Source organism: Sinomonas sp. P10A9 (assembly GCF_041022165.1).
Lineage (GTDB): Bacteria > Actinomycetota > Actinomycetes > Actinomycetales > Micrococcaceae > Sinomonas > Sinomonas puerhi.
Genome location: NZ_CP163302.1, coordinates 3833310 through 3858175 on the forward strand (window position 1 = coordinate 3833310; position 24866 = coordinate 3858175).

The 24866-nt window shown below is 69.5% G+C and carries 23 protein-coding genes; 16 read left to right on the forward strand and 7 right to left on the reverse strand.

Annotated features, from left to right (window positions below; genetic code table 11):
* Positions 1–245 precede the first annotated feature (245 nt).
* Complete coding sequence (locus AB5L97_RS17560) at positions 246–620, forward strand: helix-turn-helix domain-containing protein (RefSeq protein WP_369045633.1); 375 nt, start codon at positions 246–248, stop codon at positions 618–620.
* 88 nt (positions 621–708) lie between these two features.
* Here AB5L97_RS17560 and AB5L97_RS17565 read toward each other — a convergent pair whose 3' ends face one another.
* Complete coding sequence (locus AB5L97_RS17565; RefSeq protein ID WP_307956093.1) at positions 709–1905, reverse strand: PucR family transcriptional regulator; 1197 nt, start codon at positions 1903–1905, stop codon at positions 709–711.
* Positions 1906–2137: 232 nt separating this feature from the next.
* Between AB5L97_RS17565 and ald the strand changes: the two genes are divergently transcribed.
* From ald to AB5L97_RS17595, 6 genes are all read left to right on the forward strand, one after another.
* Positions 2138–3256 (forward strand): alanine dehydrogenase, encoded by a 1119-nt coding sequence (ald, locus tag AB5L97_RS17570; protein ID WP_369045634.1) that lies wholly within the window; start codon positions 2138–2140, stop codon positions 3254–3256.
* Between the two features lie 167 nt (positions 3257–3423).
* On the forward strand, positions 3424–3999 hold the full coding sequence (locus AB5L97_RS17575) for an NADPH-dependent FMN reductase (RefSeq protein WP_307956095.1): 576 nt from the start codon (positions 3424–3426) through the stop codon (positions 3997–3999).
* A gap of 146 nt (positions 4000–4145) precedes the next feature.
* Positions 4146–5543 carry an MBL fold metallo-hydrolase RNA specificity domain-containing protein gene (locus tag AB5L97_RS17580; protein ID WP_369045635.1) on the forward strand — a complete coding sequence of 466 codons (1398 nt, stop codon included), beginning with the start codon at positions 4146–4148 and terminating at the stop codon, positions 5541–5543.
* 34 nt (positions 5544–5577) lie between these two features.
* The gene (locus AB5L97_RS17585; protein WP_369045636.1) at positions 5578–6300 is read left to right on the forward strand and encodes a hypothetical protein; all 723 of its coding nucleotides are present in this window, start codon (positions 5578–5580) and stop codon (positions 6298–6300) included.
* 105 nt (positions 6301–6405) lie between these two features.
* The gene (locus AB5L97_RS17590) at positions 6406–6537 is read left to right on the forward strand and encodes a hypothetical protein (RefSeq protein ID WP_307956099.1); all 132 of its coding nucleotides are present in this window, start codon (positions 6406–6408) and stop codon (positions 6535–6537) included.
* A gap of 152 nt (positions 6538–6689) precedes the next feature.
* Entirely contained in the window at positions 6690–7778 is a 1089-nt protein-coding gene (locus AB5L97_RS17595) for an AAA family ATPase (protein WP_369045637.1), read from the forward strand.
* Positions 7779–7804: 26 nt separating this feature from the next.
* Here the strand turns inward: AB5L97_RS17595 and AB5L97_RS17600 are convergent, their stop codons facing one another.
* Positions 7805–8269, reverse strand: a complete 465-nt coding sequence (locus AB5L97_RS17600) for an SRPBCC family protein (RefSeq protein WP_307956101.1) — start codon at positions 8267–8269, stop codon at positions 7805–7807.
* A gap of 586 nt (positions 8270–8855) precedes the next feature.
* Here AB5L97_RS17600 and AB5L97_RS17605 point away from each other — a divergent pair.
* Positions 8856–9041, forward strand: a complete 186-nt coding sequence (locus AB5L97_RS17605) for a CsbD family protein (protein WP_307956102.1) — start codon at positions 8856–8858, stop codon at positions 9039–9041.
* Between the two features lie 144 nt (positions 9042–9185).
* Here the strand turns inward: AB5L97_RS17605 and AB5L97_RS17610 are convergent, their stop codons facing one another.
* Entirely contained in the window at positions 9186–10694 is a 1509-nt protein-coding gene (locus tag AB5L97_RS17610) for an aldehyde dehydrogenase family protein (RefSeq protein WP_369045638.1), read from the reverse strand.
* A 212-nt stretch (positions 10695–10906) separates the two neighbouring features.
* On the opposite strand from AB5L97_RS17610, the gene AB5L97_RS17615 reads away from it, so the two are divergent.
* The 6 genes from AB5L97_RS17615 to AB5L97_RS17640 all read left to right on the forward strand — a co-directional run bounded on the left by AB5L97_RS17615 (position 10907) and on the right by AB5L97_RS17640 (position 17657).
* Positions 10907–11590, forward strand: coding sequence for a GntR family transcriptional regulator (locus AB5L97_RS17615; protein WP_369045639.1), 684 nt, complete (start codon positions 10907–10909; stop codon positions 11588–11590).
* Positions 11591–11892: 302 nt separating this feature from the next.
* Positions 11893–13254 (forward strand): MFS transporter, encoded by a 1362-nt coding sequence (locus AB5L97_RS17620; RefSeq protein WP_369045640.1) that lies wholly within the window; start codon positions 11893–11895, stop codon positions 13252–13254.
* Between the two features lie 58 nt (positions 13255–13312).
* On the forward strand, positions 13313–14713 hold the full coding sequence (locus AB5L97_RS17625; protein WP_369045642.1) for a protoporphyrinogen/coproporphyrinogen oxidase: 1401 nt from the start codon (positions 13313–13315) through the stop codon (positions 14711–14713).
* 59 nt (positions 14714–14772) lie between these two features.
* Complete coding sequence (locus AB5L97_RS17630) at positions 14773–15666, forward strand: dihydrodipicolinate synthase family protein (RefSeq protein WP_369045644.1); 894 nt, start codon at positions 14773–14775, stop codon at positions 15664–15666.
* A 295-nt stretch (positions 15667–15961) separates the two neighbouring features.
* Positions 15962–16222 carry a GlsB/YeaQ/YmgE family stress response membrane protein gene (locus AB5L97_RS17635; RefSeq protein WP_307956108.1) on the forward strand — a complete coding sequence of 87 codons (261 nt, stop codon included), beginning with the start codon at positions 15962–15964 and terminating at the stop codon, positions 16220–16222.
* Between the two features lie 118 nt (positions 16223–16340).
* Positions 16341–17657: a PLP-dependent aminotransferase family protein gene (locus tag AB5L97_RS17640; RefSeq protein WP_423246801.1), complete on the forward strand. Its 1317-nt coding sequence runs from the start codon at positions 16341–16343 to the stop codon at positions 17655–17657.
* 14 nt (positions 17658–17671) lie between these two features.
* On the opposite strand, the gene AB5L97_RS17645 is transcribed toward AB5L97_RS17640, so the two are convergent.
* Positions 17672–18880, reverse strand: coding sequence for an MFS transporter (locus AB5L97_RS17645; protein ID WP_369045646.1), 1209 nt, complete (start codon positions 18878–18880; stop codon positions 17672–17674).
* Between the two features lie 83 nt (positions 18881–18963).
* On the opposite strand from AB5L97_RS17645, the gene AB5L97_RS17650 reads away from it, so the two are divergent.
* A complete protein-coding gene (locus AB5L97_RS17650; protein WP_369045647.1) occupies positions 18964–19875 on the forward strand; it encodes a LysR family transcriptional regulator in 912 nt (303 codons plus the stop codon).
* A 17-nt stretch (positions 19876–19892) separates the two neighbouring features.
* Here AB5L97_RS17650 and AB5L97_RS17655 read toward each other — a convergent pair whose 3' ends face one another.
* Together AB5L97_RS17655 and AB5L97_RS17660 are read right to left on the reverse strand one after the other, a co-directional pair.
* Positions 19893–21446, reverse strand: coding sequence for a S8 family serine peptidase (locus AB5L97_RS17655; RefSeq protein WP_369045648.1), 1554 nt, complete (start codon positions 21444–21446; stop codon positions 19893–19895).
* A gap of 169 nt (positions 21447–21615) precedes the next feature.
* Complete coding sequence (locus AB5L97_RS17660) at positions 21616–22401, reverse strand: NUDIX hydrolase (RefSeq protein WP_369045649.1); 786 nt, start codon at positions 22399–22401, stop codon at positions 21616–21618.
* Positions 22402–22445: 44 nt separating this feature from the next.
* Here AB5L97_RS17660 and AB5L97_RS17665 point away from each other — a divergent pair, with 44 nt between their 5' ends.
* On the forward strand, positions 22446–23933 hold the full coding sequence (locus tag AB5L97_RS17665; protein WP_369045650.1) for a multicopper oxidase family protein: 1488 nt from the start codon (positions 22446–22448) through the stop codon (positions 23931–23933).
* Positions 23934–23962: 29 nt separating this feature from the next.
* On the opposite strand, the gene AB5L97_RS17670 is transcribed toward AB5L97_RS17665, so the two are convergent.
* Positions 23963–24826 carry a CoA transferase gene (locus AB5L97_RS17670; protein WP_369045651.1) on the reverse strand — a complete coding sequence of 288 codons (864 nt, stop codon included), beginning with the start codon at positions 24824–24826 and terminating at the stop codon, positions 23963–23965.
* Between the last annotated feature and the right edge of the window lie 40 nt (positions 24827–24866).

Here is a 24866-nt window from a genome sequence, read left to right on the forward strand (position 1 = left end):
GCCTCGCCCCACGTCCCCCTTGCCTGGCCCGCATCCCCTTGCCCGGCCCACGTCCCCCTTGCCTGGCCCGCATCCCCTTGCCCGGCCCACGTCCCCCTTGCCTGGCCCGCATCCCCTTGCGTGACCGAGCAAGGAGACGCGGGCCAGAGCAGGCGATGATGCAATACTCGGCCTGAGACCGGCGGGGTCAAGGCCCGGCTACCCTCAGGGGTTTCGGACGACTCCGGTCCCGCTACGCTGAGCGCATGAGCCGCTTCGCCCCGCGCACTACCCCGGCCCTCGAGCCTGCCGAAGCAGCCAGACTGGCCGACGCGCTCGCGGCGCGGGACGTCTCGCTGTTCGTGGACGGCACGGCGCACCGCCTCGCTGGCCCCGTGGACGAGGCGGTCCGCGATCTGCTCGCGCGGTTCGCCCGCGGAGAGGCCGTGACGGTGAGCAGCGCGGAGGACGTCCTGACGGTCGCGCAGGCCGCCGACCTCGCCGGAATCAGCCACTCCTACGTGCGCAAGCTGACCGACGCGGGCATCTGGCCCGTGCAGTACCGGGGATCGCATCGGAGGATCCGGCGCGAGGACGTGCTCGCGTGGGTGGCCGCGCAGAAAAAGTCCCAGGGGACCTGACCCCGCATCGTCGGGACATGACCCCGCATCGTTGCGAGGTGACCCCGCATCGTCGAGACGTGACCCAGCATCGTCGGGACCTGAGGGGTCAGATGCGCGGGCGGCCCGCCCAGCGCCTCGCCTTCAGCGCGAGGTGCAGCTCGAGCCGCACGCGGCCGGTCAGCGGCTCGGCACGGATGATCTTCCGAACCCGTGCGAGCCGGTGGTAGACGGTCGAGCGATGCACGTGGAGGCGGTCTGCGACGGTCTGCACGGCGCCGTCGGAGTCGTAGAGCATCTCGAGGACAGGCAGGAGCTCCCCGTTGCGGTCCTCGGCCTCGAGGATCGAGAAGTAGACGCTAGTCGGCTCAGCCGCGAGCGTGCCCATGAGCTGGTAGGCGCCGACGGCCCGCACGTCCACGAGCTCGCCGAGTGCGGGATCGACGGCGGCAGCCTGCGCAGCGATCTTGGCCTGCGTATAGGCCTCGCCGAGGCCGCGGAGCGTCGTGAATGGCTCGCTGATGCCCACGAGCACGCGTCCTGCGGGCCGGCCGGAGCGCTTGGCCAGCTCGCGTTCGTAGTGCGTGAGGACGGCTGCATGGCTCGCACGGGCCGGGGTGCCGGCGAACAGCACGACGGCGTGCGTCTCGACTCCGGCCGTGAACAGGGCCGGGTCGATGCCGGCCGTGGCCTGCATCGCCGCCGTGCTGGTGGCCACGACCGCGGCCTGCGGGTCCTGCGGCGTGACGCCATCCGGGTCGAGGAGCACCACAACCTGCCACGGAGCGTGGCCGTGGACCTCCCGCCATCCCGCGATGGCCGCGAGCGCCGACTTGTCGCCGGCCGCCGCGGCCAGGAACTCGGCCTCGCGCCGGCGCCGGTGATCGGACTCCGCCGTGTTGGACTCGAGGAGCAGCCCTCCGATGAGCTCAAGCTCGAGGCGGATGCCGGGCAGGGCGGAGAGGATCTCCGCCGAGGTCTCCTCGTCTGCCGCCTGCTGGACCCACAGGTACCCGACCCGGAAGCCGCGCACGAGCAGGGGCACGCACACCCGGCCGTACATGCCGAGATCGGGGTTCGCCGGGACGGTGACGGGGCGGACGGCTGTCGCAATGCCGTGCGAGAGCTGCCACGCCTGGACGTCCGCGGGGAGCCGCTTAGAGAGGAGGAAATTCACCCGCACGGGGTCGGCCTGGGCCTGGTTGGACGAGTACGCGATGAGCAGGCCATCGAGGTCCTCGACGCTCAGCCCGCGCCCGAGCTTGGCTGCCGCCGCTTCCACCAGATCTTCGACGCCATGACGCACTGCTCCAGCATACGGTGTCGCGGACCACACGAGGAGACAACTGCCGCTCCATCATCAGACAGCTGTCGCATCGAAGATGCCGAAATCCGCGGAAATCCGGGGAACTCCGCCATGCGTGCGCCACCGTACCTGTAACACGCCTCACAAGCGGGCCTACGCTTGAAGTACCAGCGAACGGCCCCCCGGTAAGGGAACAGAGGCCTACCGGCCCCTCGAGCAATCGGAGACGAAAGTGATCATCGGAGTCCCCAAGGAAATCAAGAACAACGAGTTCCGCGTGGCCATGACGGCCGCAGGAGTGCACGAGTTCGTGGCCCACGGCCACACCGTGCTGATCGAGCGCGGCGCGGGCGTCGCCTCAGGCATCACCGATGACGAGTACCACGTTGCCGGCGCCGAGCTCGTCACGGACGCCGCGGACGTGTGGGCCCGCGCCGACATGGTCATGAAGGTCAAGGAGCCGATCGCCTCCGAGTACCGCAACTTCCGCAAGGGCCTCATCCTCTTCACGTACCTCCACCTTGCCGCCGAGCCGGAGCTCACCCGCGCCCTGCTCGATTCCGGCGTGACCGCGATCGCCTACGAGACGGTCCAGGATGGCCGCCGGCTGCCACTCCTCGCCCCGATGTCCGAGGTCGCCGGCCGCCTGTCGGTTCAGGTCGGCGCCCAGTCGCTCCTTGCCCCGAACGGCGGCAAGGGCATCCTCCTCGGAGGCGTACCGGGGGTCCGACCGGCCAAGGTCGTTGTGCTCGGTGCGGGCGTGGCGGGCACGAACGCCGCCGTCGTCGCGATGGGCCTCGGTGCCGATGTCACCATCCTCGACATCAACATCCCCCGGCTCACCGAGCTGGACGCCCTCTACGGCGGGCGCCTCAAGACGGTCGCGTCGAACAAGTACGAGATCGAGAAGTCGCTCGTCGAGGCCGACCTCGTGATCGGTTCCGTCCTGATCCCCGGCGCGAAGGCGCCGAAGCTGGTGACCAACGAGCTGGTGGCCCGGATGAAGCCCGGCAGCGTGCTCGTGGACATCGCGATCGACCAGGGCGGCTGCTTCGAGGACTCGCACCCCACCACGCACCAGGACCCCACGTTCCTCGTGCACAACTCGATCTTCTACTGCGTCGCGAACATGCCGGGTGCCGTCCCGAACACGTCCACCTACGCGCTCACCAACGTCACGCTCCGCTACGGCATCCAGCTCGCGGACCTCGGGGTCAAGGCTGCCCTTGAGAAGGACGAGGTACTGGCCGCCGGCCTCAACGTCGCCGCAGGGAAGGTCGTCCACCGTTCGGTCTCGGAGGCGCTCGGCCTGCCGCTCCTGAGCGACTGGCACGAGGTCGTCCCGGCCTGATCCCGGCCTGATCCCGGCCGGCACGGCGGCGCCCCTACCCGGGGGCGCCGTCGTGCGTTGTGGCCAAGACCACACAGCGGATGGGGAATGCCTCCCGACCTCAGGAAGTTGACACATCACAGAAGTGCCCGCGCTGGTGCGGGTCATCGAATCTGTAAGGAGCCCCCTTGGCCGAGAACACCATCCTGACCCTCGTCGGCAGCCTGCGCGCTGAGTCCGTCAACAGCAAGTTCGCCGAGGTGGCCGCCGCGGCCGCCCCCGAGGGCACCGTCGTGAGCACGTTCGAGGGCCTCGAGGAGATCCCGTTCTACAACGAGGACCTCGACGTCGAGGGCAAGGTCCCGGCCAAGGCCGCCGAGCTCCGCGCCGCGGTCGCCGCCGCGGACGGCGTCCTCTTCGTCAGCCCCGAGTACAACGGCACGATGCCGGCCGTGCTCAACAACGCGATCGACTGGATCTCCCGCCCGTTCGGCGCCTCCTCGGCAACCGGCACGAAGGCGGCCGTGATCGGTACCTCCGCCGGCCAGTTCGGCGGCGTCTGGGCACACGACGACGTCCGCAAGTCCCTCAAGATCGCCGGCGCCGAGGTCCTCGAGGACGCCAAGCTCGCGATCGGCGCCTCCTACTCGCGCTTCGCCGAGGTGGAGCCGAAGGATGACTCTGAGGTCGTCGAGGGCATCAAGTCCGTCCTGACCGCGCTCGCCGCCCCGGTCGCCGTGGCCGAGGTCGCTTCGGCCAACTGACGCCGCACCAGGCTCATCTGCAGGTCATCTTCTGAGGGTCATGTCCTGGGGGGGTCACTTGAGGTGGCTCCCAGGACATGCCCTTCAGACGTCTGTGGGGTCTTTGGACAGTAGCCGCAGGCGGTCGGCACACCTAGCATTTCGCCATGACGCACGACGGCGGGACGCACCTGAGCTTCTTCGGCGCCACGGATACGGTCACCGGTTCCCGGTACCTCGTCGAGCACGGGGACAAGCGGGTCCTCGTCGACTGCGGCCTCTTCCAGGGCTACAAGAAGCTGCGCGAGCGCAACCGAGCGCCCCTGCCTGTCCCGCCCGAGTCGATCGACGCCGTCGTGCTCACCCACGCCCATCTCGACCACTCGGGCTACATCCCCGCCCTCGTGAAGCGCGGATTCCGCGGTCCGGTGTACTCCACTCCCGGAACCGCGGACCTGTGCACGCTCCTCCTGCCGGATAGCGGGCACCTCCAGGAGGAAGAGGCAGAGACGGCCCGGATGCGCGGCTCGTCGCGGCACAGCGATCCGCAGCCCCTGTACACGGCCCGGGACGCGGTCGACTCGCTCGCGTACTTCCACCCGCATGAGTTCCGCGAGCCGCTCCGGCTCGGGCCCGGACTCGAAGTGCGGTTCATCCCGGCGGGACACATTCTCGGCGCATCCCAGGTGCACATCACCGCAGGCACTGGAGCCGCAAAGTCCTCGGTCCACTTCACGGGGGACCTCGGACGCGAGGACGATCCGCTCATGAAGCCGCCCGCGCCCCTCGAGCCGACGGACGTGCTCGTCACCGAGTCGACCTACGGCGACCGGGCGCATCCCCGGAACGATCCCACGGAGGCGCTGGGCGACGTCGTGCGACGTGTCGCGAAGCGCAACGGGGTCGTGGTAATCGCCGCGTTCGCGGTGGGACGGGCGGAGACGCTCATGCTGCACCTCGCGCGGCTGCGGCGCCGCGACAGGATCCCGGACATCCCGATCTACCTCAACAGCCCGATGGCCGTGGATGCCACGGAGCTCTACCAGAAGTACCCCGAGGAGCACCGGCTGAACGAGCGGGAGTTCCGCGAGATGTACGCGCTCCCCCAGATGGTCCGCGACGCCGACGATTCGCGCCTGCTGAACCTCCGTGGCGGCCCGATGGTCATCATCTCCGCGTCCGGCATGCTCACGGGCGGACGCGTGCTGCACCACGTCGAGGCGTACGGAGAGGACCCGAAGAACGCGATCGTGCTCAGCGGCTACCAGGCCGGCGGGACGCGCGGGGCCTCCCTGCTCGACGGCGCGACGAGCCTGCGCATCTACGGCCGGGACGTGCCGATCCGCGCGGAAGTCGTGAGTCTGGACAACCTCTCCGCACACGCAGACGGCGACGAGATCATGCGCTGGATGGGCACGTGCCCACGCGCGCCGAAAATGGTCTACGTGACGCACGGCGAGGTCGGCGCCTCGGACACCCTGCGGCGCCGCATCCAGCACGAGCTCGGGTGGCGCGCCCGCGTCCCCGAGCATCTCGAGACCGTGGACCTTGCCCATCCACGCTGAGAAGCACTCTGGGCTCCATACCGAGGGGGACACCATGAAGACCATCCGGCTGGCTGCAGGTTCTGCCGCACTCGCTGCCGCTCTCGCCCTCGCGGGCTGCTTCGGACCCCCGTCGCCGGGCCCTTCACCGTCCGCATCGGCCTCCCAGTCCGTCCCGCCCAGCGCGTCCGCGAGCACGACGACGAGCGCGAGCCCCGCGCCGTCGTCCTCCACGGGCACCCCCTCGGCGAGCGCACCATCCACCGCGAGCACAACCCCGACGCCCAGCACGGCCCCGACGCCGAGCACTCCCGCGCCCTCGACGTCCTCGCCCACAGCGGAGCCGACCGGCGGCCAGCTTCCCGAGCAGACCGCCCCGCTGACGATCTACTACATCGCGGTCGGCGACGGCGGGGTGTCGGGTCCGGCCGTGGGCTGCGGCGACAGCGCCGTCGCAACGTACACCGAGCCGGTGACGTTCCGCGACCAGGTGGGGCCGAGCCTCAACAGGCTGTTCGCCAACCACAGCAGGACGATCGGCCAGTCCGGGCTCATCAACGTCCTGTACCAGTCGAACCTCACCTACGTGAGCGGATCCTTCGACGGCACCACGATCACCGTCCAGCTCTCCGGCTCGTTCCTCCTCGGCGGGGTGTGCGATATTCCGCGTGCCGAGGCGCAGATCAACCTGACGGCGATGGCGGCTGCCGGGGCGCAGCGGGCCGCGGTGTTCGTGAACGGGCGGCCGCTCGCGGATGTGCTGAGCCTGAAAGGCTGAGCGGTCGCTCCCCGCGTCCTCCCGGCCTACTCTGGAAGGGAGGCCGGCACTGACCCGTGCGGCCGCGCGGGCACGGCCTCACAGCCAAGAACCGAGGCGACAGACATGTCAGGATTCGAGCCGGACGCCGAGGACCGGATCCACAGCGAGGCACCGGCCGAGGGCGACCCCGACCTGGACGTGACAGAGATCCGGGCCCACTCCGAGGCGCCAGCGGAGGGACCCGACGAAGACTAGCTGCTGAGAAACCTGCGGGCGCGCTGGCGAGGGGCTGCCAGCGCGGAGAGGTAACGCCACGGCCGGGTCCGTGGCGTTACCTCTCGGCAGACCCTATGATGGCTTGAGATTCACGAGATTCACAGGATTCACCGACATTCACAGGAGATCGTGTGGAAAACCCCTTCAAGCCGACCGCTGGCGCCACGCCCCCCGACATCATCGGCAGGCAGGGCCTGCTCGACGAGTTCGCCTACGGGCTCCGGATCCGATCCGGGGCCCCCGGCCTCCTGACCATCTTCACCGGGGCGCGGGGGGTGGGCAAGACCGTCATGCTCGGGGCCGCCGAGAACACCGCCCGCGCCCAAGGGTGGGCCGTCATCTCCGAGACGGCGACGCACGGCTTCCTGGGCCGCATCGGCAACGCCATGGGCGAGTTCGCCGACGAGCTCGGCGACGGGCCTTCCGGCAGGAAGATCACCGGGGTGACCGTCGCCGGCTTCGGCGTGACGACCCATCTCCCGCCGGAGAAGCAGGTCGAGTGGCGCGAGACAGGGGCGCGCCTGCTGAGGCTCCTCGACTCCCGCGGAACGGGACTTGTCATCACCGTGGACGAGATCCATGCTGCCGATCGGCAGGAGATCGCCCAGCTTGCGGCAGACGTGCAGCACTTCATCAGGGAGGGGCTGCCCATCGGCCTGGTCTTCGCGGGCCTCCCGGCTGCGGTCTCCGACCTGCTCAACGAGGGGGTGGCCACGTTCCTGCGGAGAGCAGACAGGATCGATCTGCACGGGGCATCCATCGAGGAGGTCCAGCGGTCCTACGAACAGACCTTCGCCGCAGGAGGCTTTCCGCTCGAACCCGCTCTGGCGGCGGCCGCAGCCGAAGCCACCGGCGGCTACCCCTTCCTGATCCAGCTCGTCGGGTACTTCCTGTGGCAGGAGGCGGAGGAGGCGTCGGAACTCACGGCGGCCCATGTGGAGCACGCCGTCGCGGCGGCACACCGCAGGAACGAGCGAGTGGTCATCGAAGCGGCCCTGTCGAGCGCGTCGCACCGCGACCTCGACTTCCTGAGGGCCATGGCCGAGGACGACGACGCCTCGTCGGTAGGCGACATCGGTGCGCGCATCGTGGCCAAGCCGAACACCATCGGCAACTACAGGTCACGGCTCATCGACGCCGGCCTCATCGAGCCGGCCGGGTACGGGATCGTGCGGTTCGCGATCCCCGGGCTCCGCGAGCACCTGCGCGAGAACCGCTGACACGGGAGGTTTCCGTTAGGCCGCTCTCAGCGGCCCTCGGTGACCACCTTGGCGAGGTTGGCAAGGCCCTTCTCGAAGTCCTTGCCGATCATCGTGTCCATGTTCATGACCTTCGCGAAGACTGCGGCTACCCCCGTGTTCTGGCCCTTCATAGACCAGGTGACGCGCGTGCCGCCATGGTCGGGCTCGAACGTGAAGCCGGTCGGGTTGACCGCCTTGAACGGCTTGACGAACACGAGGCGCAGGCGGATGCTCTCGGCCTCCACGGCCTCGAGAATCTGCATGCTCCCGGCCCCCGCCTTGCGATTGCCCCGCCACGAGTACTGGGCGCCGACACCAGACTGGGGGCCCGAGTAGGTACGCTCCATTCCGGGGTCGAGGTCCTCCCAGGGGGACCACGCCGGCCACCCGTGGAAGTTCACGACGTGCGGATAGACCGCCTCGGGCGGGGCTGGGATGAAGGCGCTGCGAGTGATCGTGTAAGCAGCCATGGAGCCAACTCTAGTGCGGCATGAAGGCGGCGTTAAGGCTCCAGCGTCCCGACTGCTCGAGCCCCGGGCCGGCGGAGCTTGAACGAGCCGGTCCCGTACTCGCCCGCGAGCCAGTGCTCACCCGCGGCGCCGCCTTGCGCAGCTGCCGCATTTGTAAAACGCGGCGGCGTTGTCTAACGCGGCGGCGTTGCGGGGCCGCTGCCCGGCGGGACGGGGCCGTCAGGAGGGATGGGCTCCCCCGGCACCGGCCCACCCGGTGAAGGCCGCCCGGGCCCCGGGAGCGGCCCATCGGGGTCGAACGGCGGGAACGTGTCCGGGCCGGGCTCGGGGATGCCCGGGTCTTCCGGGCCACCGGGCCGCGGCGGGACCCGCGGTGGCCCGGGCTCGGGAGGAAGGGTGCTGTGCATCTTCGAGGGCTGCATCTTCGAGGGCTTCATCCCTCACTCTTGCCCGGTCGTAGACGGGCTACACAGCTTGACCGCTCGGCTCGTCCGAAGGGCGCCATGTTTGCTTTGCCCTGCAAGGGGGAAAGAAAGCTGTACGCGCTGGGCGCCACCGATCCGGCGCGCGGAAGGAGGACACCATTATGGGTCTCGGAGACAAGTTCGAGAACAAGGCCGAAGAGCTCAAGGGCAAGACCAAGGAGCACGTCGGAGACGCGACGGACAACAGGGATCTCGAAGCCGAAGGCAAGGCCGATCAGGCCAAGGCCGGCGTCAAGCAGGCCGGAGAGCACGTCAAGGACGCCGTCCGCGACGTCACCGACAAGTAGTCCGGGGACCTGAGCCCGGTCGAGCAGCGGATGTACGACGGCGGCGACTCGCCCATGCGGGGCGGGTCGCCGCCGTCGCGCGTCCAGTCACGCCAGCAGCTGAGTGCGCATCCTCAGCGCGGTGCCCATCTTGCGGTGCCCGTCTCAATGTCCGTGGTGGTGCATTACGTGCTTGGTGCGGGAGTAGTCGTCGAGGGCGTAGATGGAGAGGTCGCGTCCGTAGCCGGAGCCCTTGAAGCCGCCCCAGGGGGCCTCGTTGGCAATGACCAGGTGGGAGTTGACCCAGACGGTGCCGGCGTCGATGCGGGCGGCGGCGTCGTGGCTGCGGCGGGCGTTCTCGGTCCAGACCGAGGCGGCCAGGCCGACGGGCACGTCATTGGCGCGGCGGATGGCCTCGTCGTCGTCGGCGAAGGTCTCCACGGTGACCACGGGGCCGAAGATCTCCTCGCGGGTGCACTCGGCGCCCTCGGGGACGTCCACGAGGACGGTGGGCTCAACGAAGTAGCCCGGTCCCGGGATCGCGGAACCGCCGGCAGCGGCCCGCGCTCCCTCGGCGAGCGCGCGCTCGATGTGGCCCAGGACGCGGTCGTAGTGGGTCTTGGAGAACAGCGGGCCGATCTCGATGTCGTCCCCGGCCTGCGGCTCCCCCACGGCCAGGGCCGTGACCTCGGCAACGAGGTGGGCGGTGAACTCCTCTGCGACGGACTCGTGCACGAGCACGCGGCACGCAGCCCCGCATTCCTGGCCGGAATTCCAGAAGGACGCCGTGCGCAGGGCGGCAGCAGCGGCCTTGACGTCCGCATCGGCGAAGATCACGACGGGGGCCTTGCCACCGAGCTCGAGGTGGACACGCTTGAGGGACTCCGCGGCGGCGCGGGCGACGGCGCGGCCGCTGCCGACCGAGCCGGTCAGGGCGATCATGTCCACGTCCGGGTGCTCGGCCAGGCGCGCCCCGACCACGGAGCCCTTGCCCGCAACGACGTTGAAGACCCCTCGCGGGAGGAGGTCGGCGGTCAGCTCGGCGAACTTCAGGGTGGTCAGCGGGGTCTGCTCGGACGGCTTGATGACTAGGGTGTTCCCGGCCGCCAGGATCGGAGCGATCTTCCAAGCGGCCATGAGCAGGGGGTAGTTCCACGGGGTGACGACCCCGATGACGCCGAGGGGCTCGCGCAGGATCACGGAGAGGTGGTCCTCGACGTAGTCGCCCGCAGCCATTGTCGTGGTTGCCCGCAGTGCCCCGGCCATGAACCGGAACGTGTCGATCGCGCTGTCCACGTCGTCCCGGGAGACCGCGAAGGGCTTGCCGGTGTCCGCGGACTCGAGGCGGACGAGGAGGTCGTAGTGCTCGGCCAGCCGGTCCGCGATCCTGTGCAGGACCCCGGAGCGCTCCCTCGGGACCATCCGGCCCCACGAGGCCTTTGCGGCGGCCGCGGCGGCGACCGCCGCGTCAGTGTCAGCCGCGGTGCCCGCCGGGACCCGGGTGATGACCTCCTCCGAGCACGGGTCCACGACGTCCACGAGATCCCCGCCGGGAGTCTCCCTGAATGCGCCGTCGATGAAGTGCTGCGCCGGCGGCAGGTCACCGGGATTCAGGAGGTGGGCCGCTCCGTAAGCTCGCCGGAGCGTGAACGCCGTCTGGTCTGAAACTGTCATCGGATGTCGTCCTTGGCTCGAAGAGGGTCGGGGCAGTCGGGCGAACCGTGCGCTCCCGGCTGCGGGTGCTGTCGTCTCGACGTGTGATCACCATCATAGTTGGATTCGATCAAAGATCAATGCTTGATCTCCGCCGGGGCCGTTCGTTGAGTCGTCCGTTGAGGCGGCGTGGTTCACGCAGCGCGGCGGAGATCCGCCGATATATTTGATCCATGCCGATTTCCAAGCGGGCCGAGCCGGCGCTGCTGACCGACCAGGTCTATGCGACGCTTCACGCCGCGATCCTCAACGGGGATCTGCCCGCTGGGTCTCGGCTCACGGTGCGCGAGCTCGCCGAACAGGTGGGAACGAGCGCGATGCCGGTCCGCGAGGCGATCCGACGGCTCGAGGAAGCCGGGATGGTTGAACGCGAACCCCACAAGGGCGCGGTCGTCAAGGCCCTCACGCTCGAGGAGCTCGTCCATGTCTACGACATCCGGCGCCTGCTCGAAGTCGAGGCGGCGCGCCTGGGCAGCGAGCACGTCACGGATGAGGACTGCGACAGGATGCAGGCGGAGTACGACCTCATGCGCGAGGCAATCCGAGAACGCAGGGTCGTGGACCTCCTGGACCACGACGAATCGCTCCTCACCATCCTCTACAGCGCCTCGGACAACCCGCTGCTCGTGAAGATGATCCAGAACCTCTGGCTCCAGTGCCGGGCCTACAAGATCGTGGGCGCCACCGGCACCCTCGACGCCGTCGGCGACGACTCGCTGTGGCGGTACCAGCAGTCACTCATCACCGCCGCCCGCAACCGGGACGCCATCTCGGGCGCGGCGGTCAACGACGCCTCGCTCGTCAACGCCACGAACCGCATCAAGGCCCTCCTCGCGGCCCAGCGCAGCGGCAACTAGCCCCACAGGGCGGACCCGGCGGGACGTCAGCGCGCCCCGGAAGTCCGCACGCGCCGTCGTCCGCCGAAGGCATGCTCTCATCCCACGCTGCGCAGCCAGCAGAACCTGCTGCAATTTTTTGATCAAAAGGCTTGCTAGATCTTTGATCGAATCCTATCTTTGTAGATGAGACGTGCTTCACAACAGCGAGAGATCACCGGCACGTCGCCCCAGCCCTTCAGCGCACCAGCGCATCGGCTCCGGCGCACCGGAGCCCCTCGAATCACGATCGAACCCCGCGCTACATCGACCAGGAGTTCTCGATGACCACCAATCCGTTGGACGACGCACCACTGTCCCCCTTCCACAAGAAGCTCGCATTGTTCTCCTCGGGCGGCCCGTTCCTCGACGGCTACGTCCTGTCCATCATCGGAGTTGCAATGGCGCAGCTCACGGGCCAGTGGCATCTGGACGCGACCGAGCAGGGCCTCATCGGGGCCTCAACGCTCTTGGGCATCCTGCTCGGCGCGTTCGCCGGCGGCTACCTGACCGACCTCTTCGGCCGGAAGATGCTGTTCACGATCGACCTCGTCGCCATCATCGCCTTCTCCGCGGCCCAGTTCTTCGTGGGCGACGTCGTGTGGCTCATCGTGCTCCGCCTGCTCATCGGAGTGGCGGTCGGCGCGGACTACCCCATAGCGACGTCGCTGCTCGCCGAGTTCGCACCGAGGAAGTACCGCGGGCCGCTGCTCGGCCTGTACGTCACGATGTGGTTCGTCGGCGCGGCCGCCGCCTACATCTTCGGTGAGATGCTCACCAACCTCGGCCCGGACGGCTGGCGGTGGATGCTGGCCAGCGCCGCGCTGCCCGCGCTGCTGATCGTCCTTGCCCGCATCGGGACGCCCGAATCGCCGCGATGGCTCGCGAGCCGTGGGCGCATCGACGAGGCCAACGCCGTGCTCCGGCAGGTCTACGGCGAGGGCGTGAGCATCGCCGACCTCCCCGACGAGGTGAAGGAGAACCTCAACGTCCGGGCACTCCTCCGCTCAGGCTACGGCGGGCGCATGCTGTTCATCGCCGTCTTCTGGACGGCCTCGATCATCCCGCTGTTCGCGGTCTACGCCTTCGCTCCTGCCATCCTCGGCGCGCTTCACCTCGACGGCGACATGGCCCAGTGGGGCTCGGCACTCATCACCGTGATGTTCATGGTCGGCTGCGTCATCGCCGTCTTCGTGGTGAACAGGATGGGACGCCGCCCCCTCATGATCCACAGCTTCCTCTGGTCCGGGGTCGCGTTGGCGCTCCTCGGCCTGTTCCCCGGCGCGCCGACGGCGATCGTCATGGTCCTCTTCATCGGCTACGCAACCCTCATTGGCGGCACGCAGATCATGCAGTGGGTCTACCCCAACGAGCTGTTCCCCACCGAGATCCGCGGCTCGGCCGTCGGTCTGGCGTCCTCGCTCAGTCGCATCGGCGCCGCCGTGGGCACGTTCCTCGTGCCCGTGGCACTCAACAGCCTCGGCATCGGGACCACGATGCTCATCGCCGCCGGCATCACCCTCTTCGGCGCCGCGATCTCCGTCTTCTGGGCCCCCGAGACCCGTGGCCTGTCCCTGAGTGAGAGCGCGTCCCTCGCCGGCGCGGCTGCTCAGCCGGCCGGGGCCCGGAAGCTCGTCCGCTCCTAGACCAAGCACCCTCCAGGCCGTCCCCGAGACGTCCCCTCGACAAAGGAAAGTCACGAACATGAAAGATGTAGTCATCGTCGGAGCTGGACTCGCCGGCCTCTCTGCGGGATGGCGGCTGCGCCACTGGGACACGGTCCTGCTCGAGTCGGAGGGCCGGGTGGGCGGGAGGATCCGCTCGGAGCGGCGCGGTGCCTACTGGATGAACTGGGGAGGTCACGTCTTCGCGGGGCCCGGATCGTCCACCGACGCCCTGCTGAACGAGGTCGGGGTCACAGCCGTGGAAATCCCCGGCTCGCTCCAGGCCCTGGCGATGAACGGGAAGTTCATCCGCGAGGGGCACATCGCGACCTACCCGTTCCGCATCCCGATGCCGCTGTCCTCCCGCATCGCCACGATGCGCGCCGGCATCAAGGTCGTGGCCGGCGTCGCCAAGTACACCGGAGTGGTACGCAAGCGGGCGGGCGAATCGGGCGCCACGCGCCAGCAGCGCATCTACGACTTCGAGAACGACAGCTCGTTCCTCGATTTCATCGGGGACCTCCCCGAGGATGCCGCCGCTCTCTTCAAGACCACCGTGACCCGTTCGGCGGGAGACATGGACCAGATCTCGGCTGGTGCGGGAATCGGCTACTTCAGCCTGGTCCTCGGCTTCGGCCAGGGCCTGAACCGCGGCATCGTGGGCGGACCCTCGACACTGACCGAGTCGGTCGCGGCCGCGCTCGGGGACCGCATCCAGCTCGGCGCCACGGTGCAGGAAGTCGTGCACCGGAAGAACTCCGTCCTCGTGCGGTACAGCCAGGGCGGCGTGGACCGCGAAGTGGAGGCGCGCGCCGTCGTGCTCGCGACGACCGCGGACGTTTCGCACCGAATCGGGGTAGACCTCCCGGAGGACCTGCGGGGCGCGCTCGGCCAGATCAAGTACGGCCCGCACGTGAGCACGGCCTTCCTGACGAACGAGACCTCGGCACGGCCGTGGGACGACATCTACGCCATTGCGGCGCCCAAGCGCTCGTTCGCGATCGCGCTGAACCAGGCAAGCATCGTGCGCGGCGCCGAGTCCGAACGCAAGCCGGGCGGCAGCTTCATGACCTTCTCCCCCGCGAGCCTCGGACGCGCACTGCTGGAGAAGAGCGACGAGGAGGTCATCCAGACCCACCTCTCCGACCTCGATGCGATCCTCGGCCACGGCTTCGCCGAGAGCGTCGTCGAGGCCAAGGCGAACCGGTGGAAGGTCGCCTCCCCGTACTGCTTCCCCGGCCGGGCCAAGATCCAGTCGACGCTCATGCGGGGCGCCGACCGTGTGTTCCTCGCCGGCGACTACCTCGGCACCCTCTACACCGAGAGCTCGATCACCTCCGGCTTCTCGGCAGCCCAGGAGGCGGCGAGCCTCCTGGCCACGCAGCGGCAGACGCACCCCCTCTCGGATGTCTCCACAGGCGTCTCCAACGACGCGGCCTGAACCTGGCGCCACCTCACGAACTCCAGAACCGCTCACCACCCCAGAACAAGGAACCCTCCATGTCCCGTGACCTCCGCGGCGTCCTCACCGCCCTCTCCACCCCCTTCGGCCCCGAAGAGGCCATCGACGTCCCCACCCTGCGCCGGGTCGTCGACCGCTCCATCGACGCCGGCGTCGACGGCGTCGTGGCCGCTGGCTCCACCGGCGAAGTCGGGGCCCTCTCATCCGAGGAGCGCCTGCTCCTCATCGACACGGTCATCGAGCACACCGACGGGCGCGTCCCGGTCATCGCCCAGACCGGCGCAACCTCCACCCGCGAGGCCGTCCGACTCTCCAAGGCCGCCCAGGCCTCGGGCGCGGACGTGCTCATGCTCATCACCCCGTACTACGAGCCGCTTTCGGTGGCCGAGACCGTCGCCTACATCAAGGACGTGGCCGGGGCCGTGGACCTGCCGGTCATGCTCTACAACATCCCGGCCGTCACCGGGGTGAACCTCGACCCGGCGACGGTCCGCTCGCTGGCCGAGGACGTTCCGAATATCCGCTACATCAAGGACTCGAGCGCGAACTGGGAGCAGGCCCTCCAGCTGATCCACCACCACAGCGACGTCATCGGCACGTTCATCGGCTGGGACGCCTACCTCTACAGCGCCCTCGTCGAGGGCGCGGCCGGCGTCATGGCCGGCACCGCCAACGTGGTTCCCGAGGAGATCGTCGCGGTCAGCCGCCTCATCGCCGGGGGCGACCTCACGGGGGCACGTGTGCGCTGGAAGTCTCTGTACCCGGTCATCGACGCGCTCCTCTCGGTGCCGTTCATCCCGGCCGTCAAGGCCGGGCTGGCCCTGCAGGGGCTCCCCGCCGGCGCGGCCCGCCGCCCCACCGCCGACCTCAACCCCGAGGACCTCGCCCGGCTCCAGCATGTGCTCTCCGCCCTCAAGCAGCCGGTCGGATAACCGATTCAGAACCCCGCTGCGCCGACCCACGACGGCGGCGGCCCGCCCACCCAGGCGGGCCGCCGCCGTCGTGCGCGTGTGCGCCCCGATTTGCGAAACCGCCCAGAATGCACCAAAACTTATGTCTCGTTCGAACAGAATCCGACACGAGCGAGGGAGGGGCAACCGGCCCTTCCACTGATGGGAGGACGACAAACCATGGGTCTCGGCGAAGAATTGGATCGCTGAGCAGCACCGGACGCGTCCGCTCACACACAGAGTTCACCTGAATCATCATCTGAACAGGAGTAGTTCCATGGGTTTCTTCGCTTTCCTCATTCTCGGTCTCATCGCTGGCGCGATCGCCAAGGCCATCCTCCCCGGCCGCCAGGGCGGCGGGATCATCATCACCATGCTTCTCGGCGTAGTCGGTGCCCTGGTGGGCGGCTGGGTGGGCGGCACCGTCTTCCACATCGGCCTCGAAGGCTTCTTCAACATCCAGACGTGGATCGTCGCGATACTCGGCTCGCTCGTGGTTCTGGCGATCTACGGCGCGATCACCCGACGCCGCGCCTGACCCGCGCACAGCCGACCTACGACGGCGGCGGCTCGCCCACACGGGGCGGGTCGCCGCCGTCCTGCGTCGTCGCTCGAAAGATGCGTCTGATCAACATAGGGTGCATATTGAGAAACAAATGGGCTACGATGTGTGCGTGACATCACAGGACATCGCGCCCACGCAGGACATCGAGCTCAGCGCCGAGACGCAGACTGCCCTCGAGCGTGCCGAGGCAAGCCATCGCCACGAGGCACTCTTCTCCGAACGGGCCCACAACATCAAGCAGTCGGCCGTTCGGGACGTCTTCGACATCTCGATCCGCCCCGGCCTCGTCTCCCTCGCCGGCGGATCCCCGAGCCTCACCAAGCTCCCGCTGGACCTCGTCGCCGAGACCGCGTCCCGCGTGATCACCGAGCACGGCATGGAAGCCCTGCACTACGGTGGCGGCAAGGGCACCCTCGAGCTTCGGACGCTCATCTGCGAGATCATGGCCGAGGAAGGGATCCTCGGAGCCTCGCCGGAGGATGTCGTCGTGACCACCGGCTCGCAGTCCGCCCAAGACATCGCGGCGAAGGTCTTCTGCAACCCCGGCGACGTCGTGCTCGTCGAGGACCCCACTTACGTCGGTGCGCTCAACACGTTCGAGGCGTACCAGGTGCAGGTCGAGCCGATCCGCATGGACGTGGACGGGCTCGACCCCACAGAGCTCGAGGCGCGCATCGCTGCCCTTGAAGCCGAGGGCAAAACCATCAAGATCCTCTACACGATCCCGAGCTTCAACAACCCCTCGGGCATCACGATGGCCGCCGAACGCCGGCAGCGCGTCGTCGACATCTGCCGCGGCCACAACATCCTCGTCCTCGAGGACAACCCGTACGGCATGCTCCGCTTCGACGGGCACCCGCTCACGCCGCTGCGCGCCGACAACCCGGACGACGTCATCTACTGCGGCTCGTTCTCCAAGATCTTCTCCCCGGGCGTACGCCTCGGCTGGGCGCTCGTGCCGAAGCACCTGTACCGCCGGTTCTACCTCGCCGCCGAGGCCGTGGTGCTCTGCCCGTCCACCCTCAACCAGATGCTCGTCACCGAGTTCTTCCGCGTCTTCGACTGGCGCGGCTACCTCGCAGAGTCCCGCGCCGTGTACGCGGAGCGCTGCGCCGCGATGCTCGACGCGCTCGCCGCGGAGTTCCCGGCCGAGGCGACGTGGACGACGCCGGACGGCGGCTTCTTCGTGTGGATCACCCTCCCCGAGGGAATCGACACCTACCCCCTGCTGTACCAGGCGATCGACGCGGGGGTCGTGTTCATCCCCGGCGCCGCGTTCACGCCGTCGGACGTTCCGAGCAACAAGCTCCGGCTCGCGTTCTCCGGCGTGGCGCCCGAGCAGATCCGCGAGGGCGTGCGGCGGCTGGCCCCGGTGATCCGCGCGGCGGTGGAGGCCCACCGGGGCTGACGCCCGCGCGACGTTCAGGCCATGGCTAGGACGCGGCGCTGGGTGCGGACGAGGGTGACCGCCGTGGCCGCGACGAGCACGAGCATGACCGCGCCGAAGCCGATGACCGACGGCACGAGCGGCAGCGCCTGGAGCGCGAGGCCCAGGACGACCACCGGCAGGGCCATCCCGATGTAGCCCACAAGGAACAGGCCCGCGAGCGCCTCGCCACGGGTCTCTGCGGGGGCGATGGAGACGACGGTTCCGAGCGCAGACTTGAAGGTCACGCCGACGCCGGAGCCAGCCACGAGGCCGCCGACCACGAGCAGCACGAGCGACGACGCGACGATCGCCGAGGTCGTCAGGACGAGGCCCGCGGCGAGCAGCACCAGGCCGACGCCGAACTGCGCCGTGCGGGCCCACCGCGAAGACAGCACCTGGAACGCGGCCGAGGCGGCGAAGACGAGGAAGGCCACGAGTCCGGCCACGATGTGGGACCTGATGCCCAGCTGGCCGGCCACGAAGGAGGGGGCGAGCGAGGTGAAGAAGCCGAACATCGCGAACCCCACGAATGCCATCATGGTCGCGGCGATGTACTGGCCGAGCCCCTCGCGCGGGACCACGACCCGCTGGGGCCGGTACTCCCACGACTGGTCCACACCCTCGACGGTCTCGGGAACGGTGACGATCAGCAGCGCGCCGACCACCAGCAGGAAGCCGAAGACCACGTACGGGGTGACGAGCGGCTGCGGCGCGTACTCCGCGAGGGCACCGGTGACGAGCGGCCCGACGCCGATGCCGCCGATGTTCGCGGCGGTGGAGACCACCTCGGCCCGGCGCGTACCGGTGCCGGGGCGGGCGACGCCGTGGAGCTCGGTGAGGTGGGCCGTCGCGGTGGCGGTGAGCATGCCGATGCCGAGGCCGCAGATGAACCGGGCCAGCAGGAGGCCGGGCACGTCCGGCCAGACCATGAAGACGAGGACGGAGAGCACATTCAGGAGCACTGCTGGGGCGATGATGCGTCGCCGCCCGAACCTGTCCGAGATGTGCCCCGCGAGGAACAGGCTGATGACGACGCCCAGGGCGTAGGCGGCGAAGATGAGGGTGATGGTGAAGGCGCTGAAGCCGTCCCGCTGCTGGTAGAGCACGTAGAGGGGAGCGGGGGCGCCGGCGAAGGCCATCGTGATCATGAAGACGAACGTGACGATCCAGAAGCCGCGGCCGTGGGCTGATTTCTTGGGCATGGCTCCAAGTCTCGGGCCAACCTACCGATCACGTCCAACACTCATTGGTGCTTTAATCGATCACCGTCGACGATACTTGTTCCATGCAGCTCGCCCAGATCGAATACTTCGTGGCCGTCGCCGAGGCCCTGAGCTTCACCCGCGGGGCCGAGGCGGCCGGCGTCGTGCAGTCGGCCGTGTCCGCGGCCATCCGGCAGCTCGAGCGGGAGATGGGCGCCGAGCTCTTCGTGCGGCTCGGCCGGAGCGTCCGGCTCAGCCCGGCCGGAGAGGCGCTGCTCCCCCGCGCCCTCGACGTGCTCGACGCGGTGCAGGCGGCGCGTGACGCGGTCGACGGCGTGCGGGGCACCGCCCGGGGCACGGTCGCCCTGGGCGTGCTGGCCCACTCGGGGAACCTCGACGTTCCGGGGGTCCTGCGGTCCGTCCACCGGCAGTACCCCGAGATCGTGGTCAAGCTCCGCCAGACCATCCAGGGAACGCGGACAAGTCTGGACGACGTGCGCTCGGGCGCGCTCGACCTCGCCATGGTCTCCGTCTCCGAGGCCGCGGCCCCGGACATCGACCTGACCCCGCTGCATGCCGACGGGATCCTGTTCGTGTGCGCCCCGGGCCATCGGCTCGCGGGCCGCAGGCGCATCACGCTGGCCGACGTCGCGGGCGAGCCCTTCGTCGACTTCCCGGAGGGCTGGGGGAACCGCGCCACCGTCGATGCCGCGTTCGCGGCGGCCGGGCTCGGCCGGGCCGTCCGGACCGAAGTCGTGACGTTCGGCATGGCGCTCGACCTCATCCGGGACGGGCTCGGCGTCGGCTTCGTCCCCGAGTCTGCGTTCGATGGCGGCGCGCTGCCGCTGCAGAAACGAGAGGCCGGCGAGCTCGACGGCGTGTGGGCTGTCCGTACGGGCCTGATCTGGAAGATCCAGCTCGCCCGCTCCGCGAGGCGCCGCAGCACGGCCGCCGAGGAGGCCGTGCTGCAGGCGTTCCTGGCGCAGGGCCGCTGACCGGCCCTGCTCTGCTCTCAGCCGCGGATCGCGCTCAGGGCGTTGATCCGGCCCTTGCCGGCGAACGAGTTGTAGCCCGTACCGCCGGTGCACGTCTGCGGGGCCCCGTTCTCAAGTGACGGGAACGCCAGATACGGGGTCATATCCGCCGGGCACGGCACCGCATCCGCCGTTCCGCCAATCCGCGCAGCCACCGCACCCGGACTCGTCACACCCGAGCTCACGATGAGCGCCGCGACGCCGGCGACATGCGGCGAGGCCATGGACGTGCCCTGGATGTTGCAGTACGTGGCGCCCGAGGCGTCGATGACCTTCCGAAAGCAGTGGCTCATGAGCGAGGTGGGCCACGTCGAGAGAATGCGGCCGTTGGCCACACCCGGAGCCACATTGCGGCTATCGCCGCCGGGTGCCATCACATCCGCCACGCCCGAACCGTAGTTCGAGTAGAACGACTTGAAACCCTTGCTGCCGTTCGCCGTCACGCCGATCACCCCGGGCACCTCAGCAGGCACCACGGCGCACGCGTTCGTGACGTCGCGCGTGACCGGGGTCGTGTTGTCGGGGCTCTGCATGTCCTGCGTGGGATGGGCGAGGTCATCGGAGAAGTTCCCGAGCGCAGCCACGACTGTCGTCCCCTGCTGCTGGGCGTACCTGATGGCGCGGCGCTCGGCCTCCCAGATAGCCCGCTGCTGCGGATCGTTCTTGCAGTTGAAGTACCACGGATCGGCGAAGTAGCTGTTGTTCGTCACCTGGATGCCGTGCGTTGCAGCCCACATGAACGAGCACACCACGGCCTCGGGGAAGAAGAACCCGTCCGCGTTCCCGGCCTTGATCCCGGCGAGCTTGACGTTCGGCGCCACGCCCACGATGCCGATGCCGTTCTTGGCCGCCGCGATCGTGCCGGCGGTGTGCGTTCCGTGCCCGTTGTCGTCCATCCAGGCTGTCGGCGTCTGGTTCGGCACGCCGCCCAGACACGAGACGGACCGCGACAAGTCGACGTTCGGCGCGAGGTCCGGGTGCGTGTAGTCGAGGCCAGTGTCGATGTCGCCGACAACGACGGAGGGGCTGCCCCCGTTGATCGCCCGCGCCTCTGGGGCGTGGATCTGGTTCATGTCCCATTGGAGGCCAGACAGGGCGTCGCCGCCCGGGGCGGGTGCCGCCGGGAGGACTGGTTCCGCAGCAGAGTCTGCCGCGGCGTCGCCGCCGAGTGAGACCCCGAAGCCCGCCGTCGACGAGGCCGCGTCCACGCTCGGATCCGCCGCGCGCAGCCTCACCGAGAAGTCCGACGCCGCGGAACTCACCACGGCGACGCCGATCGCGCTGTAATCCTGCACGAGCGCGCCGCCCGCGGCCGTGATGGCGTCGAGGGACTTGCCGGCGGCCGTTCCACCGGACTTGTACAGCACGAGGTAGTTCTGTGTGCCTTGGGCGGCCGTCTGCGCCGACGGTCCAGTGGCCTGCGCCGTGGCAGCCGTAACCGCGACGGCCGCCGGCGCGGTCCCCGCAATCGCGAGCCCGGCCGCGAGGCCTGTACATAGGAGGGGCCTTACGAAGGTGCGTGATCGCATCATGTGCCTTTCATCCCGCCGGCGAGATGGGTGCAGTGCCCGCCGGCTTGACCTCCCCCCGGCGGAAGGCCGGGGCAACGAGAGGCTCACGGCGTTGCCATAGTCCCCTCGAACGACTCGAGACTAGTGGGATGCGTCACATTTTGGAATGGTCGCTTCAGAACGGATGAAATCAGGTGCTGCGTTCGAGGCGCCACGGCAGGCTGTTGATCCACAGCCGGTGGCGGGCGCCTCCCTTGGCCGCCGGGTCGCCGTACTGGGCGTCGCCCGCCCACAGGACGGCCTCGAGCCGCCCGTCCGCGCCGCTCAGCTGGAAGCTCTCGAACTGCTTCGGCGGGCGCGGCGCTGCGGCGAGCGCCTCCGCTACCGAGAAGGCTCCCCCCAGCGCATCGAGGGTGATCCACGTGGGCGGGAAGAGCTGCAGCTCGCCAGCGGCGTGCAGCCTCAGGGCCTCCGCGGGCGGGAGCCACGCGGAGGCCACGTGCTCGTCGGCGCTCACGGTGAGCTCCCCTGCCGGATCCGGGGCGAGGAAGAACCAAGTGATGAGCCTCTTGGTGACGCGAAGCGGCGGGACCCAGCGGGAGAACGGGATGAGCGAGTCCTGGGGTACCACGAGTCCCGTCTCCTCGAGAGTCTCGCGGACCGCTGCGCGCCTCACACGGAGTGGCACGGCGAGCGGCACGGCGAGCGGCGCGGCGAGCGGCGCGCCCAAGGAGGCGCCGGCGTCGTGCGCAGAGTCCTCCGAGCGCGGGGCCTCTTCGGGCTGCGGGTCCTCAGGACCCGCGTCCTCCGGATCTACGCGACCACCCGGGAACGCCCACGCGCCCCCGAACGAGCCGGTGGAGAGCCGCTCGAGGAGGAGTACCTCGAGTCCGGCGGGACCGTCGCGGAGCACGACGACGGTCGCGGCCTCCCCGACGATCGGCGGCCCAGGCGTCTGGTCCAGATCTGCTGCCATACCGTCAATGTAGCCTCCCAGCCGAAAGGCCTACGCTAGAAGGCGTGCCTGTGACCCGCCGCCTGTTCCTCCGCGCCTCCACGGCCGCCGTCTTCCTCGCGCCGCTGGCCTCGTCCCTGGCCGGCTGCGCGGCCTCCGAGGACGTGCCGAGCGTCGCGTTCGGAGCAAGACTGCCCATCCCGCCGCTGGACGCGGGCACCGTGGAGAACGGCGTACGCACGTTCAGGCTCGCCGCGCAGCCCGGCACCCACGAGTTCGTCCCCGGCAAGCCGGCCGAGTCGATGGGCTACAACGGCGCCTACCTCGGCCCTACGCTGAGGGCCTCCCGCGGCGAGAAGGTCAGGGTTCTCGCCGAGAACAGGCTGCCGGACGCCACGACGCTCCACTTCCATGGCATGATGCTGCCGGCTGCGCAGGACGGCGGACCGCACGCCATGATCGGCCCGGGCGCCTCCACATCGCCCGAGTGGACCGTCGATCAGCCCGCAGCGACCCTCTGGTACCACCCCCACCCGCACGGGAACACCGAGAAGCAGGTCTCCTACGGGCTCGCGGGCCTGTTCTTCGTCGATGAAGGGCCGCAGGCCGGCCTTCCCCAGGACTACGGCGTCGATGACATCCCGCTCGTGGTCCAGGACCGCCGCCTCGACGCGAACGGCAAGCTCACCTTCGACCCCTCCGGCAACTCCCTGGGTACCCTCGGCAACTCGATCGCCGCGAACGGCACGCTCGGCGCGGTCCTGCCCGTCACGACCCAACGCGTGCGGCTTCGGATCCTCAACGCGAGCGCGGGCCGGTGGTTCACGTTCGGCTTCGCGGACCGGCGGAAGTTCCACATGGTCGCGTCCGACGGCGGACTGCTCGCCGCGCCGCTCGCGCTCGACGCCGTCCAGCTCTCGCCCGCGGAACGGGCCGAGATCGTCGTGGAGCTCAAGGCCGGCGAGTCCGTCATGCTGCGTTCGTTCGCCCCCGATCTGGGCCGGGTCAATCCCCCGGAGGCCTTCGGCGGCGGGAAGGAGTTCGACGTCGTGCGGCTCGACGCGGCCGCGAGCCTCGCGCCGTCGCCCGCGCTGCCCGCGGCGTTCACCGAGCTGCCCGCGCCTGCTGGAACGACGACGGCGGTCTCGCGCTCCTTCACGTTCAACGGCCGGACGATCAACAACAAGACCATGGACATGAACCGGACCGACTTCACGGCCGTGCCCGGTGGGTCCGAGGTGTGGTTCGTCGACAATGTCAGCGCCTACCAGCACAATCTGCACATCCATGGCGTCCAGTTCCGGCTCGTGGACATCGACGGCAAGCAGCCGCCGCCCGAGCGGGCGGGGTGGAAGGACACGATCCCGCTCCTGCCGCGCGAACAGAACCGGATCGCCCTCCGGATGCCGCAATGGTCGGACCCCGAGCACCCGTACATGTACCACTGCCACCTGCTCACCCACGAGGACGAGGGCATGATGGGGCAGTTCACCGTCGTCGACCCCTCGGCCGCGGGCGGAGCAGCGACGCCCAGCGCACACCAGCACGGCTGAGGCGCGCTCGGCGTCGGCCATGGGGCCGTCTATTCGTCGGCGACGATCGGGCCGCGCGGATCGAGGGCAGCCGCCGGCTCGCGGACCGCGACGAGGGGAAGGTCGTGGGCTTTTCCGAGAGCCTCCCAGTAGGCCGCGGGACGCGCTGCGAACGCACGGGCAAGCTCGTCACGAGTGCCCCCGACGTGCACCGCGAGCCGCCGGGCGAAGTGCGGTTCCAGCGCGGCGACCGCAATGAATCCGTCCGACGCCGCGTAGATGCCGTACGCGGCCTCGGCTCCGCCCAAGACGGCGCCGAGTGAGGTCAGGCCGTGCCGCACGGCGCTCGCGGCGGCCCACGCCGCCGACTCGAGGACCACGCGTTCACGCACCTCCCGCACGCCCTGGTCGCGCAGGCGGAGCGCGGCCAGCGTGGCAACCACGGCCCGTTCGGCGCCCAGCATGTCCGCGATCGGCACGAGGGGCAGAGCGGGCGGGAGGAGCGTGCCGCAAGCCGCCTGATAGGTCAGATCGTGCCCGGGCTGCTCGGCGTGCGCGCCGTCGTGCCCCACGATCTCGATGAGCGCCACGCCGCGACTCAGAGCAGCCTCGGCAAGGCCGAGACGGTCAAGCGCCGAGGGACGCATCGCGGTGAGCAGTACGTCTGCGTCATCGAGCAGGCTGTCGAGGCGGGGACGGCCGGAAGGGTCCTTCAGGTCCAGCGAGACGATCTTCTGGCCCGCGACGAGCTCGGCGTACCACGTCGGCGCCGCGCTCCTGAGGGGATCGCCCTGCGGAGGTTCGACCTTGATGACCCTCGCTCCGAGCTCGGCGAGCCTCGAGGCCGCGAGCGGGCCCGGGATGTTGACGGCAAGGGAGACCACCGTGATTCCAGACAGCACGCGAGCGGACATCCGGCCTCCTGACGGCGGACCGCCTCGTAGCGCTCCGATC